Raw genomic sequence first — 17418 nt, forward strand, 5'->3', positions numbered from 1 at the left:
CCCCCTTGCCGCCCCTCTTCCCTGGCCACCGGGCAGGCGCCCATGGCGAACCATTTCACTCCGGGCAAATCCACCCAGCCAGCGAGCCCTTCCCACAGGGTTGTCTGGCCGCCCTGACGGTCCGTGGATAGTCATGCCCGCATGAGAGCCTACGAACTGCAGCAGACGGGGAGCGCCGACGCATGGGTGCAGGTGGAGCGGCCGGAGCCCACGCCGGGCCACGGCCAGGCGCTGGTCCGGATCCGCGCGGTGTCCCTCAACTACCGGGACCTCTACATCGCCCTGGGCCGCTATCCCGGACCGCGCCCTGCCTCCCTCATCCCCGTGTCGGACGGCGCCGGAGAAGTCGTGGCAGTGGGCCCCGGCGTCTCACATGTGACGCCGGGAGACCGCGTGGCCCCCACCTTCTTTCAGACATGGACGGACGGCCCGGCCTCGCCGGAGAAGACGCGGAACGCCCTGGGTGGCAGCGTGGATGGCGTGCTCGCGGAGTACGTCGTCGTGGACGCGGAGGGGCTCGTCCTCCTCCCTGACCACCTGTCCTTCGAGGAAGGCGCCACGCTCCCGTGCGCCGCCGTCACCGCCTGGAACGCCCTGGTCGCCGAGGGCCGGCTCCAGCCGGGCCAGACGGTGCTGGCGCAGGGCACCGGCGGCGTGTCCGTCTTCGCGCTCCAGTTGGCCAAGGCGCTGGGGGCGCGCGTCCTCATCACCTCCAGCCAGGACGCGAAGCTGGAGCACGCCCGGACGCTGGGTGCGGATGGCACCATCAACTACAAGAAGCACCCGGACTGGGAGGAACAGGTGCTGGCGCTCACCGGCGGCCAGGGCGTGGACCACGTCCTGGAGGTGGCCGGCGAACAGACGTTCCCCCACTCCGTCCGAGCCACGAAGCCCGGGGGCCACATCTCCCTCATCGGCATGCTCAGCGGCGGCTTCGCCAAGCCGGACTCCGCCCTGGTGGAGTCAAAGAAGCTCGACGTCCAGCGGACTTACGTGGGCAGCCGCGCCATGTTCGAGGACATGAACCGGCTCCTCACCCAGCACCGTCTCGAGCCCGTCATCGACCGGAGCTTCCCCTTTGAGCAGGCGCGCGAGGCCCTGCGTTACATGGAGTCCGGCGCCCACTTCGGGAAGATTGTCATCGCCGTCTGAGCGGCCGGACCGCGAGCAAGGTGGCCAGCCCTGGCTCCCCCCCTCTGCCTCCGGCGGGCGCGCCCTAGCGAGGGTGGAAGCCACAGGCAAGCAGAAAGGAAGGCTGGAGATTCTCTCCACTTAGGGTAGTCACGGGCGCGCCAAGGGTGCGTGACAGACATGTCAACCGCCCTCAAGAACGGCGTCGCCTGCCCTCAGGCGACTTGGAGGGACGGATGCTCGAGAAGCTGATGCCGAAGTCGGACGAGTTCTTCGACGACTTCGATGCGCAATGTGCCGTCACCGTCGAAGGCGCGAAGATGCTCTACGAGTTGCTCAGTGACTACCGCGACGTCGGCCCGCGGGTCCAGGCGCTCAAGGACGCGGAGCACCGTGGGGACGAAGTCACCCACACCGCCTTCAACCGTCTGCACAAGCAGTTCATCACCCCATTCGACCGGGGGCAGATTCACACCCTGCTCTCCCGCATCGACGACGTGTTGGATTTGACCAACGCCGCCGCCGCCCGCCTGCACTACTACGAAATCCCGGCCAGCCTGCCGGACGCCACGGAGCTGGCACGCCTGCTGGTGCTGTCCACGCAGAAGGTGCAGGAAGTGGTGGCCGCGCTGCGACTCATCAAGAAGCCGGAGCAGATCCTCGCCGGGTGCAAGGAAATCAAGCGCCTGGAGGCGCAAGCGGATGATGCCCTGCGCTCGGGCGTCGGCCGGCTCTTCAAGAGCGGCGCGGACACGCTGCTCATCATCAAGTGGAAGGAGATTTACGACTTCATTGAGACCGCCACCGACAAGTGCCAGTCGGTGGCGAACGTCATCGAAGGCGTGGTGCTGGAGCACAGCTAAATGCTACTCGCCGCCGTCATCCTCATTGTCGCGGTCGCACTCATCTTCGATTTCATAAATGGATTCCACGACGCGGCGAACTCCATCGCCACCGTGGTCTCCACCCGAGTGCTGTCCCCCAACCTCGCCGTGGCCTGGGCCGCGTTCTTCAACTTCGTGGCGGCCTTTGGCGGGAACGTCCACGTGGCCAACACCATGGGCAAGGGCATCATCAACTTCGAGATGCTCCGGGCTCAGGGCCCCAGCGCGGTGCTCGCCGTCATCTTCTCCGCCCTCATGGGCGCCATCGTCTGGAACCTGTTGACGTGGTGGTGGGGCCTGCCCTCCTCGTCGTCGCACGCGCTGGCCGGAGGCATGATTGGCGCCACGCTGCCGGTGCTCGGCTTCGCGGGCCTGGTGGGCTCGGGCATCGCGAAGATCGCCGCCTTCATCGTGCTGTCGCCGCTCATCGGCATGACGCTGGGCATCGGTCTGATGGTGTTGAGCACGTGGGCGGTGCACCGCCAGACACCGCTGAAGGTGGACTCGTGGTTCCGCCGGCTGCAGCTCGTGTCGTCCGCCATCTTCTCCTACAGCCACGGCACCAATGATGCGCAGAAGGTGATGGGCATCATCGCGGTGGTGCTCTTCGGCACCATCTGGAAGGACCGGCCGTTCCACATCGACTGGTGGATGATCATCTCCTGCCACGCGGCCATCGCCCTGGGGACCTTCTTCGGCGGGTGGCGCATCGTCCGCACCATGGGCCACAGCCTCACCAAGCTGGCGCCCATCGGCGGCTTCGCCGCGGAGACGGGCGGCGGCGTCACCATCATCGCGCTGGCCCAGCTGGGCATCCCCGTGTCCACCACGCACACCATCACCGGCGCCATCGTTGGCGTGGGCGCCACCCGGGGCTGGCGCGCGGTGAAGTGGGGCGTCGCCGGCCGCATCATCTGGGCCTGGGTGGTCACCATCCCGGCCGCGGCGCTGACCGCGGTGGTCTTCTACGGACTCACCCAGGTGGTCATGCGCCTGGCAAGCTGAACGCCGGGGAGGGCTCGCATTGACCTCCGCGAGCCCTTCCCCGTCACGCATGGACCTGCCGGGTCCCCTGCTTGACTTGCCGCGGCAAGTTCGGCCAGCCTTCCCTTCATGAACGGCGTCAACGGCCAGCACGTGCAGCGCGAAGGAACGACGTTCCTCGCCCGCGCGTGTGTCCTGACGACCGTGCTGACCACCACCACCACGACCACGACGACTCCCCGCCGGGCGCGGGTGGTCTAGCGACGGAACCACCTTGGTTTCCAGCTCGGCCCCGCGCTCTCCGGCGCGGGGCTTTTTTGTTTTCACATGCCGCAGGAGCCCCGACATGCAGCCCTCCCCGCAGTCGACGCCGCCGAACCCGCCGTCTCGCCTCGCCGCCTTCCGCGCGGAGGTGCGCTCATGAGGGTGATGAAATTCGGGGGGACGAGCGTGGGCAACGCCGAGCGGATGCGCGGCGTGGCGGACCTGGCCGCGGCGGCGCGCAAGGAGACGCGGGTGATGATGGTCGCCTCGGCCGTGTCCGGCATCACCAACCTCCTGTTGGACGCGGCCCGCGCGGCCCAGGAAGGTCAGCCGGTGGAGTCGCTCCACGGCCGCTTCGAGGACGTCCACCGCGGCATCATCCGCGAGCTGGCGGCGGAGCTGGGGGAGGCGCGGCTGCGCTCGCTGGAAGAGGGACTTTCCACGCTGGCCTCGGAGCTGCGCGGGCTGCTGCAGGGCGTGGGGCTGCTGCGGGAATGTTCGCCCTCCGTGCTCGCGCACCTGTCCGGACTGGGCGAGCGCGCCGCGTGCCTGATTCTGGGCGCGCTGATGCACGCACGCGGACTGGAGCCGCACGCCGTGGAGCCACGGGACGTCATCCTCTGCGCGGGGGACCCGCTCCAGGCCACGCCGCTCCAGGAGGAGACCCGGGCGCGCTTCACGCCGCTGCGCGAGGCCGGCGGTCCCGGGTTGATGCTGATGCCGGGCTTCTTCGGCGGTGACACCCGGGGCAAGACGATGTGCCTGGGCCGGGGCGGCTCGGATTATTCGGCGGCGCTGGCGGCGGCGGCGCTGGACGCGGAGCTGCTGGAGATCTGGACGGACGTGGACGGCATCTTCAGCGCCGACCCGCGGCTGGTGCCAGAAGCCTTCCCGCTGCCCGAGGTGAGCTTCGAGGAGGCCATGGAGCTGGCCTACTTCGGCGCCAAGGTGCTCCACCCCAAGACGATTGCGCCCGCGCGCGAGCGCGGCATCCCCGTGCGCGTCTGCAACAGCTTCCGCCCCGACCACCCGGGCACCCGCGTCACCGACGACGCCGCACCGCCCGAGCACCCGGTGCGCGGCCTCTCCTTCCTTCCCGGCATCGCCCTGGTGAACCTGGGCGGCGCGGGACTCAAGGGCGTTCCGGGCACCGCCGCCCGCGTCTTCGAGTCCATGGCCCTCGCCAACATCTCCGTGGTGCTCATCACCCAGGGCTCCAGCGAATGCTCCATCAGCTTCTGCGTCCAGCAGGCGGACGCGGAGCGCGCCGTCCAGGCCCTGGAAGTCGCGTTCGAGATGGAGCGGGCGGCGGGCAAGGTGGACACCATCGAGCAGCAGCGCGGGCTCGCCGTGCTCAGCATCGTCGGTGATGGCATGCGCCACCGCGTGGGCGTGGCGGGCACCTTCTTCAGCGCGCTGGCGGACGTGGGTTGCAGCATCGCCGCCATCGCGCAGGGCTCCAGCGAGCGCAGCATCTCCGCGGTCATCGCGGAGACGGACGGTCCCCGCGCCCTGGCCCATGTCCACGGTCGGTGCTTCGGCACCACGGAAGTCGTGGAGCTGCTGCTGGCCGGCGTGGGCAGCGTGGGCGGCGAGCTGCTCAAGCAGGTCCACCAGCAGGCGCCCAAGCTGCGCGCCCACGGCGTGGACCTGCGCGTCTGCGTCATCGCCAACAGCAAGCGCGTCGCGACGGCGAGCGAGGGAATCCCCCTGGAGGACTGGAAGCAGCGGCTGGCGGCCAGCAGCGACGGCGCGCCCCTGGACGCCTTCCGCGACTGGGCCCGCGCGAAGCGGCCGGGCCGGCCCGTCTTCGTGGACTGCACCAGCAGCGAGGACATCGCGCTCGCCTACCCGTCGCTGATGGAGGCGGGGCTCCACGTCGTCACCGCCAACAAGAAGGCCAACGCCGGCCAGTGGAGCCACTACCGCAAGCTGCGCGAGACGGCCTCCCGTCACCAACGCCGCTTCCTCTACGAGACGAACGTGGGCGCGGCGCTGCCCGTCATCGACACGCTGAAGAACATGCTTCGCACGGGAGACCGGGTGCTGCGCGTGGAAGGCATCCTCTCCGGCTCCCTGTCATTCATCCTGGGCCTGACGGAGGAAGGCGTCCCCTTGTCGCAGGCGGTGGGCACCGCCATGGAGAAGCGCTTCACCGAACCCGACCCGCGCGACGACCTCCACGGCACCGACGTGGCGCGCAAGGTGCTCATCCTCGCCCGCGAGCTGGGCCGCCAGGTGGAGCTGGAGCAGGTGACGTTGGACTCCCTGCTGCCGTCGGACTTCGACGCCACCGGGCCGCTGGATGACTTCCTCGCCCGGCTCCCCCAGGTGGACGCCGCCTTCCAGCGCCGCGTGGAGGCACTCCGCGCGGAGGGCAAGGTGCTACGCTACGTGGGCAGCGTCACGGAGGACGGTTGCTTTGTCGGGCTCGTGCCGGTGCCCCTGACGCACCCGCTGGCGGCGGTGAAGGGCGGAGAGAACGCGCTCAGCTTCACCTCGGAGCGCTACAGCCCCACACCGCTGGTGATTCGCGGCTACGGCGCGGGCGCCGCGGTGACAGCGGCTGGCGTGCTGGCGGACGTGCTCCGCCTGGTCGACGGGCCGCTCCCCTGAGTTGACGCCCGGTCCGACAGGTCCGCGGCCGATGTCCGTTTGAAGTTGGCTGCGGACTTGTCGACAATGCCCCGCCTGCCCTCGAATCCGCGAGGGGTAAGGGGGAGAGAACGGAATGGACGTGACTCGCAAGCCGACCCGAGACCTCACCTGCAAGGTGCTGGCGCTCGCATTCACCCTGGCGCTGACAACTGCGTGTCCCGGTGATGACGATGATGATGGGGACAACGGTCCCCTGGGCGACCCCGTCACCTTGAGCGGCACGGTGACGTACGACTTCGTCCCGGCCGTCTACTCTCCCTCCACGCGGCGGGGGACCCTGGAGTTCAACCAGGCCCAGAAGCGACCCGTGCGCAACGCAGTCGTCCAGGTGCGACAGGGGACGCGGGTGCTCGTCGATGGAACGACGGACCAAGAGGGCCGCTACACGCTGACGTACAGGCCGTCTGGCAGCGGCGCGCTAACGGTCGTCGCGCTCGCCAAGACGACCCAGCCCGAAATCCAGATTGAGGACAACACCGACAACAACGCCATCTGGGCGTTGGGTGGCGACATCACCACGACGGTGACGACCAAGGACCTGCACGCGACCCACGGCTGGGCGGGCACCAGCTACACGGCCAGCCGGCGCATCGCGGCGCCCTTCGCCATCCTCGACAGCATGTACACCGCGTCGCGGGCCTTCATGGACGTGCGCCCGGTCAACTTCCCGCTGCTGAAGGTGAACTGGAGCCCGAACAACGTGCCCCAGTCTGGCAGCAAGCCGCAGGGCCGCATCGGCACGTCGCACTTCTCCTTCGCGGAGAATGAAATCTACGTGCTCGGCCGGGACGGCGTGGACACCGACGAGTTCGACGCCCACGTCATCGTCCACGAGTGGGGGCACTACTTCGAGGCCAACCTGTCGCGCGCGGACAGCCCGGGCGGACCGCACTCCAGCGGTGACATCCTGGACCCGCGCCTCGCCTTCGGCGAGGGCTATGGCAACGCGCTCGCCAGCATCCTGCTGCCGGAGCCCATCTACGTCGACACGATGTGGAGCGGCTCGACGCTGGCCGCCTTCGGCTTCGACGCGGAGAGCGAGCCGTCCAGCACCGACGACCCGCGCAAGGGCGCCTTCTCCGAGATGAGCGTCTTCCGGCTGCTCTATGACTTGTACGACTCCGGCACCAACGAGTCGTACGACAGGGTGTCGTACGACCTGGGCATCCTCTACGACGTGCTCGTCGGCCCGCAGAAGTCGACGCCCGCGCTGACCACCATCGGCTCGTTCATCAACGGCCTCAACGCCCAGCCCGGCGTCAGCACCGCGGACGTGTACCAGCTGCTGGCCCACTACAACATCGGGTCCATCTCCTCGGACTTCGGAGATGGGGACACCCCGCTGCGCGCCATCTACACCAACGTGCCGGGCATCCCGTACACCACCGAAGTGCCGCTGGTGGGCGGGCTCGACTACAACAAGCGCGAGCAGAACCAGTACTACGTCTTCACCGGCACGGGCCGGAACATGACGCTCAGCGCGTCCCATGCGTCGCAGGACGTGGGCATCGAAGTCTTCGGCCAGGGCCGGAGCCTGGCGGAGTCCGACATCAGCTACATCGGTGCGGAGACGGTCAGCATCCCGACCCAGGCGGACGCGCGGTACGTCGTCGTCGTGTACGGCTTCAAGGAGACGACCGGTAACTACAGTCCCTTCCCCACCCTCTCCATCACCAGCCAGTGATTCCGGAGCGCACATGAACCTCAAGGCAATCGCAGCCCTGTCCAGTCTCCTCGCGCTCACGGCGCAGGTCGCCTGCACCTCCCCGTCGAAGTCGAACCCCACGCCCAGCGACAGCTCGGACACCACGAAGGCCGGCGCGCCCGTGAAGGTGGACGCGAAGCTGGGTGAGGACCAGGCCCGCGTCTCCCTGCGCTTCGACGCGCCGGCGACCGACGTCAACGTCAGCCTCTCCGGCGTGGACGGACTGGAAGTGAAGAGCTCCGCCACCCCCGTGTCGGGTGGCAGCTTCACCCCGGACGCCGTGTCCGAGTTCGACGTGAGCTTCACGCCGGGTGAAGGGCAGTCTCACCTCGTCGTCACCGTCACGGGTGATTTCCGCGGCGCGCACCTGTCGCGGGTGTTCAGCTTCGCGGTGGGCACGCCCACGGCGGCGCAGCAGAAGACCGAAGGCACGACGGTGACGGGCGACGACGGGCAGCCCATCAAGGTCATGCCCTCGTCCGACGCCGAGTAGTCCGGCGGGTACAGCCGGGGCCCGGGAGACCGGGCCCCGCCGAAGCAGACCCCTGAAAAAACACAGCGGGGAGCGCGCCCCCCGACGCACTCCCCGCCACGTGAGCCACTCAGACGAGAGCTCCAGAAAAAAACATTGGGAGCACGCCCCCTCGACGTGCTCCCAATGACTGCGCGGCCCGACTCCGGCGCGCCCTCCCCCTCTGGAAGCAACAGCCCCCCCGGGCTTGCTTCCTCCCCATCCCCACTTCGAAATTCAAAACGCACGGCGCCGAAAACCTTGAGGCACCCCTGCGTTTTTTTTCGGGCCGCCTGGAGCGATGCTCCGCCCACACGGCCACACACACACGCTGCGTATGGGCCTTCGCGAGTGGCTCCCAGGATGACGACCGACCTTCCCGCCCCGAAGCCCTCGACCCACGGCCTCACAGGGACGCTGTTCCACCTCTGGGTCTTCCTCGGCTCCTTCCTGCTCTTCCAGGTGGAGCTCATCCTCGCGCGGCTGCTGCTGCCCTCCTACGGAAGCAGCGCGGCCATCTGGACGACGTGCCTGGTGTTCTACCAGGCGGTGCTGCTGCTCGGTTACTTCTACTCGAGCCGGGTCGCGGTGGCCGCGCACCAGGGCCGCTACCGCTGGGCCCATCTGGGCTTCGTGCTGCTCGCGGTGGTCGTCTTCCCGTTCCGGCTGCACCTCTTCGAGCTGCACCCCGTGGCGGCCATCCTGCTCACGCTGACGCTGTCACTGGGGCTGCCGTTCCTCGCCCTGTCGACGACGAGCGTCGTCGCCCAGGGCTGGTTCACCCGCACGGAGCATCCCTCTCGGGGTGACCCGTTCTTCCTCTACGGAACGTCCAACGCGGGCGCGCTCACGGCGCTGCTCACCTTCCCCTTCCTGGTGGAGCCGGCGCTCGACATCCAGGAACAGCTGGTCGTCTGGTACGCGGGCTACGGCGCGTTCGTCGTCTTCGCGCTGCTCTGCATCCAGCGCGTGCGCCCGGCGCTTGCCGGGGGAAGCACGACGTCCGAGCCAGCGGCCCGGACCGAGCCTGCGCCCCGCGCCCCGCGCGCCTCACGCATCACCTGGCTGCTGCTGTCCGCGAGCGCCAATGCGCTGCTGCTCGCGGTCACCAACGTCCTCACGCTGGATGCCTCCATCCCGCTGCTGTGGATCCTCCCCCTCTCGCTGTACCTGCTCACGCTCATCGTCTGCTTCTCGAAGCGGCCCCCCACGCCCACGGGGTTGAACCGGCTCGCGCTGGGGAGCCTCGCCGTCGCGGCGGGCGCGGCCCTCTTCGCGCTGGCACGCGCGCAGACGTCGCTCCCGTCCCTGGTGCTGCACAGCGCGGTGCTTTGGGTGGGCTGCCTGCTGATGCATGGCAACCTCGTGTGGTGCCGCCCGTCGGACCCGCGCCTGCTGGGCTCGTTCTATCTGCACGTCTCGCTGGGCGGTCTGGTGGGCACCTTGCTGCTGGCCCTGGTCGTTCCCCTGACGCTGGGCTCGCTGGCGCTCCCGTACCTGGACCACGGCATCACCGGCCTGCTCCTGCTGGGAGGACTGGCGGCGCGGGACATGATGCGCCGGGGCCAGGGGATGCCCGTCCCGAAGCTGGCGCCCTACGTATCGAGCGGAGCCGCCCTGTTCGTCGTCGCGGTCCTGGTGCTCTCCGGGTGGATGCTCGCGCGCGGGCGCATCGAAGGCTCGCGCACCTTCTACGGCCTCTACACCGTCAAGGACGCGGAGGGCCTGCGGCTGTTCCAGCACGGCAGCACCGTCCACGGCGTGGAGAACCTCCACCCGGACGAGCGAGGAGAGCCCCTCTCCTACTACCACCGGGGCTCCGCGGTGGGCCGGGTGCTGGCCTCGGAACGGATTCCGCGCGAGCGCGTGGCCGTCGTGGGGCTCGGCATCGGCAGCCTCGCCGCGTATGGCCGCCCCGGCGAGCATTGGGACTTCTACGAACTGGACCCGGAGGTGGAGCGGCTCGCGCGCCAGCACTTCAGCATGCTCGGCTCCAGCCAGGCGGAGCTCCGCGTCCTCGCGGGGGATGCGCGCCTTCGCATGGAGGAAGCCAAGGACGGCGGGTACGACGTCATCGTCCTCGATGCGTTCTCCAGCGACTTCGTCCCCACGCACCTGCTGACCCGGGAGGCGCTGAGCCTCTATCTCCGGAAGCTCGCGCCGGAGGGGCTCCTGCTGTTCCATGTCTCCAGCCGGCTCTTCGACCTGGTCCCCGTGCTCACCCGCTTGAGCACGGAGCTGCGGGTCCAGGGGCTCGTGAACCAGACGGAGCGCCTCACCGCCGAGGAGCTGGCGTCGGGCCGCTCACCCAGCGTCTGGTTCGCCATGAGCGCCAACAGCGACGTCGTGGCCCGCCTCACCCAGGAGCTGCCCTTCCAGCCGGTGGACACGCCGCCCGAGCTGAAGGACAGGCGCGTCTGGTCCGACAGCTACGTCAACCTGCTGCACGCGCTCGCGCACTGACCCACGGCCTGGTGGCGCTTCCGAGCAAGCCCCGGAAGCGCCCTGTGGCCGCGGCGGCTACGCGGTCTTCTCCCGGGCCGTGAGCACCTCGGACGAGGGCTCGCCGGATTCGGCGATGCGCCGGGTGAGGCGGCGACGGACGACGTCGACGTGCTCCCGGAAGAAGTAGAGGTTCTCCGCGTAGGCCAGGGGCATGGGGATGCGGTTCACCTCGCGCTCGGCCTCGTCGAGCCGCCGCAGCATCTCCTCCAACATCTCCCGGCCCGGGCCCTCCTCGAGCTGGAGCTCGATTTCCTTCAGCCGCGCGTACCAGCGGAAGATGCGCGAGCGCACGCGCCACTGGTACAGCGCCGGCGCAACCCGGCCCAGGGGCACCAGGACGGCGATGAAGGGCACCAGCATCACCCAGAGCCGGTCCACCAGGTTGGCGGCCCAGAACGGCAGATAGCGGTGCAGGAGCGGAACGCCGGACTCGTAGTAGCGGCGCGCCTCGCTGCTGAACGGAAAGCCCGCCTCGAGCGCCGCCGGGAATTCGCCCGTGCGGTCCAGGATGCCGGCCTTGCCGTGGACCTCGCTGGCTGCGCGCATCAAGAGGTAGGCCAGCGCCGGGTGGAGCGCATCGGTGGCGACCAGGTTCGCGGTGGGCGCCAACATCACCACGTCGCGGCCTGGCACATCCGCGGCCAGGTCGAGCACGCCTCGCGGCAGCACGTGCCGGGACAGATAAGGGAAGCGGCGCACGTAGGCCTCGCCCCGCGAGAAGCTGAGGAGGTTGATGTCCGGCACCCGCGCGAGCCGCTGGACGGGCGGTGACTCCGCTGGGGATACGATGAAGACAGCATCGACCTTGCCCTGCTTGAGCTGCTCGATGGCCTCGTCGCGCCCCAGGCTCAAGAGCTCCGTGGGCGCGGCGCCCACGCCGTTGGCCTCCAGCAACTTCATGGACAGGGCGCGCGTGCCACTCTCCTCGGGGCCCACGACGATGCGCTTGCCCTGCAGGGCGTTCAGGTCGTCGATGGTGGGCCCCCGGTAGAAGACCCACAACGGCACGTAGGAGAGGCTTCCCAGGGATACGACGTGCGGCGCCTTGGTGGCGTCGGACGTCCCGCTCTGGACGAAGGCCACGTCCACGCCCGAGCGCTCGTCCTCCAGCAGCTTGATGCTGGTGAGCGAGCCATCCGTGGGACGAATCTCCACCGTGACGCCGTGCTTCGCGAGAATCTCCTGATACTTGCGCGCGAAGTACCGGAAGCCGCCCTCGTCTCCAGCCGCGGCGATGACGAGCTTCTTCGGCGGCGCGGGCTTGACGAAGTAGAACGTGACGGCGAACGCGATGCTGACGATGACGAGCGCGGGGCCCAGCGTCATCCAGAGGTCCCACCGCAACGTGCGACGCAGGCGGGCCTTGAGCGAGTCCTTCTTCATGATGGGCGCGGAGTATAGACACGGCGCGCGCTAGCCACGGGGCCCGGCCGCCGGTGGGGCGGCCGGGCAGTCAGAAGGCGGTCACTCTACCCGCCTCCTGAGGGAAGGACGTCTCAGTCCCGCCGACGCTTGGAGCGCGTTGCCTCCCAGCCCATCAACGTCTTGCTGCGCTCGTGGCGCCGATGGTCGCGCTCCGCGGACGCACTGCGCTGACGGACCTGGTAGGCCTGCTCGCGCCGCAGCCGCTCGTAGCTGGCGAGCCGCGCCTCGGGCAGGGCCCCCGATGACACGGCCGCGCGCACCGCGCACCCGGGCTCGCGCTGGTGCTGGCAGTCCGTGAAGCGGCAGTCGGCGGCCAGCTCGAGGATGTCGGTGAACGTCTGGCCGATGCCGTTGCCGTCATCCTCGCCCCACAGCCCCAGCTCGCGCATGCCGGGTCCGTCGATGAGCAGTCCGCCGCCCGGGAGCACGAACAGCTCCCGGTGCGTGGTGGTGTGACGGCCCTTGTCGTCCTCGGCGCGGACCGCCTGGGTGAGCAGCCGCGCCTCGCCCAGGAGCCGGTTGACCAGCGTGGACTTGCCAACACCGGAGGAGCCGAGCAGCGCCCCCGTCTTCCCGGCCGGAAGCTGCGCGCGAAGGGCCTCGATGCCCTCCCCCGTCCAGGAACTCAGCGCGAGCACGGGTACGCCTGGAGCCAGCTCCTCCACCTCGGCCACGAGCGAATCCGCGTCCGGGCGCAGGTCCGCCTTGGTGAGCACCACCACGGGCGAGGCGCCACTGGTCCACGCCAGCGCCAACGCCCGTTCGATGCGGCGGGGATTGAAGTTGCCGTCCAGTCCCGCGACGAGGACCACGACGTCCAGGTTGGCGGCGATGAGCTGCCCGTCGCGCTCACTGCCCGCCTCGCGCCGGGCGAGCACACTGGAGCGAGGCAGCACCGCGTGGAGCAGCGCCTCGCCGTCCCCATCGGGGAGCTGAAGCGCCACCCAGTCACCGATGGTGGGCAGGGACTCGACGCCGGGGGCTTGATGGAGAAGCCGGCCCGCGGTGCGCGCCAACAGGGTGCGCGTGGCCGTCTGGACCGTGAGCAGCCCTCGATGCTGGCGCACGACGCGGCCAGGGACGAGGGACAGCGGGGACTGCGAGACGAGCGTGGAGAATGCGTGTTCGAAGGCTGGACCCCAGCCGAGGGTTTCAAGCGACATGGTTGGAAGGACTCCGGACAGAGCGGTGCCAATGGCGCACCTGGTTCTTCAGGGCACCCCGAGGAGCGCACGGCCGCGCTGTGTCAGACCTTCGCGGCCAGCTAGGCGGCCTGCGCCCTCGAGGCGAACAGGACTTCCACCGCGTCGAGCACAAGGGGCGAGTTCACGATGCCTCCAGAGGGTTTCAAGGGCGGTGGCCACCACCGCCCGGCACGGCATGTCTATCCCGGCGCGGGGCGGCGGGGAATGGCCACGTGTGCAGAACCGCCGCCAGCGCCCGACCGTCCAGGGAGCACAGCGCGCCGAACACATGCCGCACCGGGCGAGCGCCCGCCTGGCAGGTGGGTTCTGGTGGAAACGGACACACCCCATTGTTAGGGGCTGATGTTCTCCAAGGAGCAGCCGTGTTCCGATTCGAAAACGACCGGGCGCTCATCGAATCCTTCCGCCCCAGAGACCGCCGAGTCATCGAGATGCCTTCGGGCATCACCTTCCCGCTCTTCGTGCGTGACTACCTCGCCTGGACGGAGACGTCCGGCGCGCGCGTGTACCTCATCTTCTCCGCGCCGGGCAGCCGCAAGCCCATTGGCATCATCTTCCGCCGGGACGCCCTGGGCGGCGAGCCCGTCACTCGCATGTGCGAGTGGTGCCACAGCTACGGCTCGGCTCACGAGGTGTGCCTGCTCACCACAGCGGTGGACAACAAGCGTCGCGTGGGGGTGAACCTCTGCGCCGACCTCCGGTGCAGGGAGAAGATGGAGGACGCGGCGGACCGCTCCGGCCGGCATCCGCTTGAATTTCTCGGAAAGCTCAATGAACGAATGTTTCGTTTCGCGCATGAGGCGTTGGGCATCGAGGCGCAGCCCGCCGCTTGATATCGCCGGGCAATCGGGCTTGACCGTGGCGGCATCCTTCGCTCTTTAGCGAAGTGATGCCCCCTGTCCGCCTCGTCGTTCTCGCCTCGCTGCTGGCTGCGGGGCTCGCCGCCGCCGCTCCCGTCGTGCAAGTGCCGGAGGGTGGCCGCCCCGTGGAAGTGCTGGCCCAGGGTGTCGTCTGCGGGCCGGTCCGCAACGGCTGGAGCCTGGGCCCGGATGGTCGCTCCGTGCTTCCGCCCGCAAGGCCGGATGACAACACGCGCACGCAGGACCTCAAGGTCGCCGACACCCCTGCGCAGTGCGCGACCAGTGAACGAATCGTCACGGTGATTGCCACCGGGCCGCTGCCGCGCATCGACTTCTCGGGGACTTCCTTCTATCCGGACGAAGGCCGCCTGGAGCTGCGCGGCGTGGGACTGTTGAACGTGGGCGTCGCGTGGTCGGGCAAGCCGCGCGGCGAGCCGGAGCGCCCCGCCATGGAGGGGCAGGACGTCTGTCTGTCCCCCTCCAAGCCCCGGGGACTCGCGGACTGCGCGGTGCCCGTGCCGCAGGGCCTGCCCACGGACACGTCGCTGTACTGGATTCCGCCCTACGGCCGCGTCGGGCCAGACGTGAAGACCTACGACGCCCTCGGGAACCTGGTGGACCCCGAATCGCTCCGCATCCGCCCCGGCCGCACCATCCTCACCGAGCCCCTGGTGCTCTCCAACGGCATCGACGTGTCGAAGGGGCCGGGCAGCGTCCCCGTCAGCCACTCCGAGGCGATTGCCACCGCCGACTGCGGCATCGCCCGCTGCGAACCCGCCGAAGGCTTCATCTCCGTGCGCAACGTCCCGGGCGTGGATGCCACGGTGACGCTGCGCGCGCGGCTGGTGCCACGCGTCTACTTCTCGCGGGGCGACGCGCTCGACCAGGTCATCACCACCACGCTGTCCGTGCTGGCGTGTCCGCTCACGGCGGTGGAGGGTTCGGTGCTGCGTGGCGCGGAGAACTCCGCGCTCGTGGTCCGGTTGGATCCAGTCTGCGCCCATGACCCGCGCACCCTGGTGTGGACCGTCAACGGCCTGCGCGTCCGCGTGGAGCGCGTGGTGAAGCTGGCGGAGGGCACCTATGTGATGCTGCGCACGGGCGGCACGTCCGATCAGCAGGTGACCATCACCGCGCTGACGTCGCGGCAGGATGGAACGGTGGTGGCTTCGGAGACGGCGAAGACGCTGCCCCTGCCCGCGCCCCGGGCCAGCTTGGAGCTGCCTGGGCTTGGCTCCATCGATTTCATCCCGACCAACCGGCCCGCAGAGGTGAACATGGCGTCCAACGCCGGCCTGGGACGCTTCGTGCTGGAGCCGTTGCCTGGCGCCTACAGCGTCACGACGCGGGAGTCCGTCACCTTCATCCAGGGCGAGGCTGCGCCAGGCGCCTTCGTGGTGCTGCGCTTCGGATACCGGCTTCCCACGCTGCCCGCGGAGCTGGCCACCACCGACCTGGCGATGGTGGATGAGCGCTTCCAACGCGTGGTGCGCGAAGCCAGCGTGCCCGCCCGCATCGAGAACCTGGTGGAGTTCGTCTGCGCGGACAAGGACGGCAAGGACCAGCGACTGGAGCCCAGCCGCCCCCACCGGATTCCCTACGAGATGCGCAACACCTGTCGCGTCATCGTGTACCGCCAGCGCTTGAAGCCGGAGGATGGGAACCAGGAGGTCCTGCTCCGCATCAGCGTCACGAAGCCGGATGGCTCGGTGCGCGGGGAGAGCGGCGTCGAGCAGCGGATGTTCCTGCGTCCGCAGGGAGAGCAGCGCGACATCCCCGTCCCGGGCAACCTGGGGCAGTACGACCGCATCACCGTCCAGGTCTCCCACGTGGCGGACGAGTCCCGTTACGCCTTGAGCACAACGGACCGTACCGGCCTGCCCTCCGCGCAGTGGACGGCCATCGTCACCGGTGGCCTCTTCCGGCTCTACACGACAGCCGCCATTCCCGCGGGCCTCTACCGCGCCACCGAGCCCACCGGGCAGCTCGCCATCAACTTCGGTGTCGTGTCGCGACTGGCGTTGCTGAACAACGAAGGCCAGGAACGCCTGCTGGGAATCGAAGCGGGTTTGATGGGACTGGGGCTCGTGCCTCAGTCGGGTGACATCCAATTCCCGCCGACGCTCGCGGTCGTCTTGGGCCTGGGTCTGCGCGTTCCGATTGGTCCGGGCGCTGCCGTCGGTGCGCAGGCGTGGCTGGCCTACGAGTTCCGCGGAGACATCCGACGTCGCACGGGAGGAGACCCCACGCTGGACCCGGTCGTTCCGTCGAGCAAATGGTCCTTCATCTTCGGACCGAGCATCTCTGTCGGTAACGTGGGCTTCAATCTCTGAGCGATGTTGAGTCGAACCGGTCCTCGCGAATGTCCTCTTCGCTGAGGACCGGCTCCCACTCGCCCATCCCACACACCCGAGCCGTCCGACTGAAACGGACTGCAATGCCCGTTCTGCTACGCCACGCCCGACCCTCACGCCGCCCGTGCTGCATACCGCCCGTACTGCCTCGTACCGCCGTACCGCCGTGCTGCCCCGTCCTGCCCGCCGCCCGTGCTGCATACCGCCGTACTGCCCCGTCCTGCCCGCCGCCCGTGCTGCCCCGTCACGCTGCTGCATCACCCCATAGCAGGGCGCGTGCCGCCGCCGATCCAAGCCCCGAGGCCAGCATTTCCAAGCACTTGGGGACATCACCCCGGGCCAACGGGGCCGGCCCCCTTTCCGTCCCAGTAAGAAATCCGGTCCACCGCGAATGGAATACCGTCCCTCCGGTTCAGGGTTGCCCGGCGATGCCGCTCAAAACCAAACGTTGGTGTGTGCCAGCGGAGCCAGATGACGGCTTCCGCGTCCTCATCTGCCGTTACCGGCCCCGAGGTCTGCCCAAGGCAAAGGAGACGTGGGACGCGTGGCAGAGCAACCTGGCGCCCAGCCCGGAGCTCTTCGACGCATTCTATGGAAAGGGGCGCACCCCCATCACCCTGGATGCCTACCGCGAGCGGTACCTCCAGGAGATGGCGTCGCAGCACGAAGCCATCACCGCGCTCGCCAGGCGAGTGCGGCAGGGTGAGACGGTGACCCTCCTCTGTTCAAAGGATTGCATCCTCGAACAGGTCTGCCACCGAACGATTCTGGCCGGGCTCATCGAAGCGGAAGCGGCCCGGACGCACTAATGAGCTTCAGGGAGTGAGGTTAAGAGCGATGCTGTTGAGTTCGTGAGGAGGTGCACTTCCCATGGCTTGGCAGCCTCGCCGGCTCTCCGCCGAGCAGCAGCAGGAGCGGCGCCTTGAGGCAGC

Annotated in this window: 13 protein-coding genes; 11 read left to right on the forward strand and 2 right to left on the reverse strand. The window is 69.1% G+C overall.

Annotated elements, in window-relative coordinates; translation table 11 throughout:
• Positions 1 to 141: 141 nt before the first annotated feature.
• The 8 genes from FMP39_RS34505 to FMP39_RS34535 all read left to right on the forward strand — a co-directional run bounded on the left by FMP39_RS34505 (position 142) and on the right by FMP39_RS34535 (position 10600).
• Positions 142 to 1152, forward strand: a complete 1011-nt coding sequence (locus FMP39_RS34505) for an NAD(P)-dependent alcohol dehydrogenase (protein ID WP_141594250.1) — start codon at positions 142 to 144, stop codon at positions 1150 to 1152.
• Between the two features lie 215 nt (positions 1153 to 1367).
• Entirely contained in the window at positions 1368 to 1994 is a 627-nt protein-coding gene (locus FMP39_RS34510; RefSeq protein WP_141594251.1) for a DUF47 domain-containing protein, read from the forward strand.
• Positions 1995 to 3020 carry an inorganic phosphate transporter gene (locus tag FMP39_RS34515; protein WP_090489748.1) on the forward strand — a complete coding sequence of 342 codons (1026 nt, stop codon included), beginning with the start codon at positions 1995 to 1997 and terminating at the stop codon, positions 3018 to 3020. It begins immediately after the preceding gene.
• Between the two features lie 108 nt (positions 3021 to 3128).
• Positions 3129 to 3260 (forward strand): hypothetical protein, encoded by a 132-nt coding sequence (locus FMP39_RS38515; protein WP_011552355.1) that lies wholly within the window; start codon positions 3129 to 3131, stop codon positions 3258 to 3260.
• Positions 3261 to 3419: 159 nt separating this feature from the next.
• Positions 3420 to 5879 (forward strand): bifunctional aspartate kinase/homoserine dehydrogenase I, encoded by a 2460-nt coding sequence (thrA, locus tag FMP39_RS34520; protein WP_141594252.1) that lies wholly within the window; start codon positions 3420 to 3422, stop codon positions 5877 to 5879.
• A 115-nt stretch (positions 5880 to 5994) separates the two neighbouring features.
• Positions 5995 to 7605, forward strand: coding sequence for a hypothetical protein (locus FMP39_RS34525; RefSeq protein ID WP_141594253.1), 1611 nt, complete (start codon positions 5995 to 5997; stop codon positions 7603 to 7605).
• Positions 7606 to 7618: 13 nt separating this feature from the next.
• Positions 7619 to 8119, forward strand: coding sequence for a hypothetical protein (locus tag FMP39_RS34530; protein ID WP_141594254.1), 501 nt, complete (start codon positions 7619 to 7621; stop codon positions 8117 to 8119).
• Positions 8120 to 8500: 381 nt separating this feature from the next.
• Positions 8501 to 10600: a spermidine synthase gene (locus FMP39_RS34535; RefSeq protein ID WP_141594255.1), complete on the forward strand. Its 2100-nt coding sequence runs from the start codon at positions 8501 to 8503 to the stop codon at positions 10598 to 10600.
• A gap of 57 nt (positions 10601 to 10657) precedes the next feature.
• Here FMP39_RS34535 and FMP39_RS34540 read toward each other — a convergent pair whose 3' ends face one another.
• Together FMP39_RS34540 and rsgA are read right to left on the reverse strand one after the other, a co-directional pair.
• Complete coding sequence (locus FMP39_RS34540) at positions 10658 to 12025, reverse strand: TAXI family TRAP transporter solute-binding subunit (protein WP_141594256.1); 1368 nt, start codon at positions 12023 to 12025, stop codon at positions 10658 to 10660.
• A 113-nt stretch (positions 12026 to 12138) separates the two neighbouring features.
• Positions 12139 to 13230 carry a ribosome small subunit-dependent GTPase A gene (rsgA, locus tag FMP39_RS34545; RefSeq protein WP_141594257.1) on the reverse strand — a complete coding sequence of 364 codons (1092 nt, stop codon included), beginning with the start codon at positions 13228 to 13230 and terminating at the stop codon, positions 12139 to 12141.
• Positions 13231 to 13634: 404 nt separating this feature from the next.
• On the opposite strand from rsgA, the gene FMP39_RS34550 reads away from it, so the two are divergent.
• The 3 genes from FMP39_RS34550 to FMP39_RS34560 all read left to right on the forward strand — a co-directional run bounded on the left by FMP39_RS34550 (position 13635) and on the right by FMP39_RS34560 (position 17295).
• On the forward strand, positions 13635 to 14105 hold the full coding sequence (locus FMP39_RS34550) for an FBP domain-containing protein (RefSeq protein ID WP_141594258.1): 471 nt from the start codon (positions 13635 to 13637) through the stop codon (positions 14103 to 14105).
• Positions 14106 to 14161: 56 nt separating this feature from the next.
• Positions 14162 to 16465 carry a hypothetical protein gene (locus tag FMP39_RS34555; RefSeq protein WP_194858687.1) on the forward strand — a complete coding sequence of 768 codons (2304 nt, stop codon included), beginning with the start codon at positions 14162 to 14164 and terminating at the stop codon, positions 16463 to 16465.
• A 476-nt stretch (positions 16466 to 16941) separates the two neighbouring features.
• Positions 16942 to 17295, forward strand: a complete 354-nt coding sequence (locus FMP39_RS34560) for a DUF488 domain-containing protein (protein ID WP_228558586.1) — start codon at positions 16942 to 16944, stop codon at positions 17293 to 17295.
• Positions 17296 to 17418: the final 123 nt, after the last annotated feature.

The sequence above is a fragment of the Myxococcus sp. AB056 genome, assembly GCF_006547365.1.
In the GTDB taxonomy this organism is placed as follows: Bacteria; Myxococcota; Myxococcia; order Myxococcales; family Myxococcaceae; genus Myxococcus; species Myxococcus virescens.

What these genes read in the sequence shown, in the direction of transcription:
- FMP39_RS34515 (WP_090489748.1), top strand. Translation starts at nt 1,995, where the DNA reads ATGCTACTCGCCGCCGTCATCCTCATTGTCGCGGTCGCACTCATCTTC.
- FMP39_RS38515 (WP_011552355.1), top strand. Translation starts at nt 3,129, where the DNA reads ATGAACGGCGTCAACGGCCAGCACGTGCAGCGCGAAGGAACGACGTTC.
- FMP39_RS34530 (WP_141594254.1), top strand. Translation starts at nt 7,619, where the DNA reads ATGAACCTCAAGGCAATCGCAGCCCTGTCCAGTCTCCTCGCGCTCACG.
- FMP39_RS34505 (WP_141594250.1), top strand. Translation starts at nt 142, where the DNA reads ATGAGAGCCTACGAACTGCAGCAGACGGGGAGCGCCGACGCATGGGTG.
- FMP39_RS34540 (WP_141594256.1), bottom strand. Translation starts at nt 12,025, where the DNA reads ATGAAGAAGGACTCGCTCAAGGCCCGCCTGCGTCGCACGTTGCGGTGG.
- FMP39_RS34535 (WP_141594255.1), top strand. Translation starts at nt 8,501, where the DNA reads ATGACGACCGACCTTCCCGCCCCGAAGCCCTCGACCCACGGCCTCACA.
- rsgA (WP_141594257.1), bottom strand. Translation starts at nt 13,230, where the DNA reads ATGTCGCTTGAAACCCTCGGCTGGGGTCCAGCCTTCGAACACGCATTC.
- FMP39_RS34510 (WP_141594251.1), top strand. Translation starts at nt 1,368, where the DNA reads ATGCTCGAGAAGCTGATGCCGAAGTCGGACGAGTTCTTCGACGACTTC.
- FMP39_RS34555 (WP_194858687.1), top strand. Translation starts at nt 14,162, where the DNA reads ATGCCCCCTGTCCGCCTCGTCGTTCTCGCCTCGCTGCTGGCTGCGGGG.
- thrA (WP_141594252.1), top strand. Translation starts at nt 3,420, where the DNA reads ATGAGGGTGATGAAATTCGGGGGGACGAGCGTGGGCAACGCCGAGCGG.
- FMP39_RS34525 (WP_141594253.1), top strand. Translation starts at nt 5,995, where the DNA reads ATGGACGTGACTCGCAAGCCGACCCGAGACCTCACCTGCAAGGTGCTG.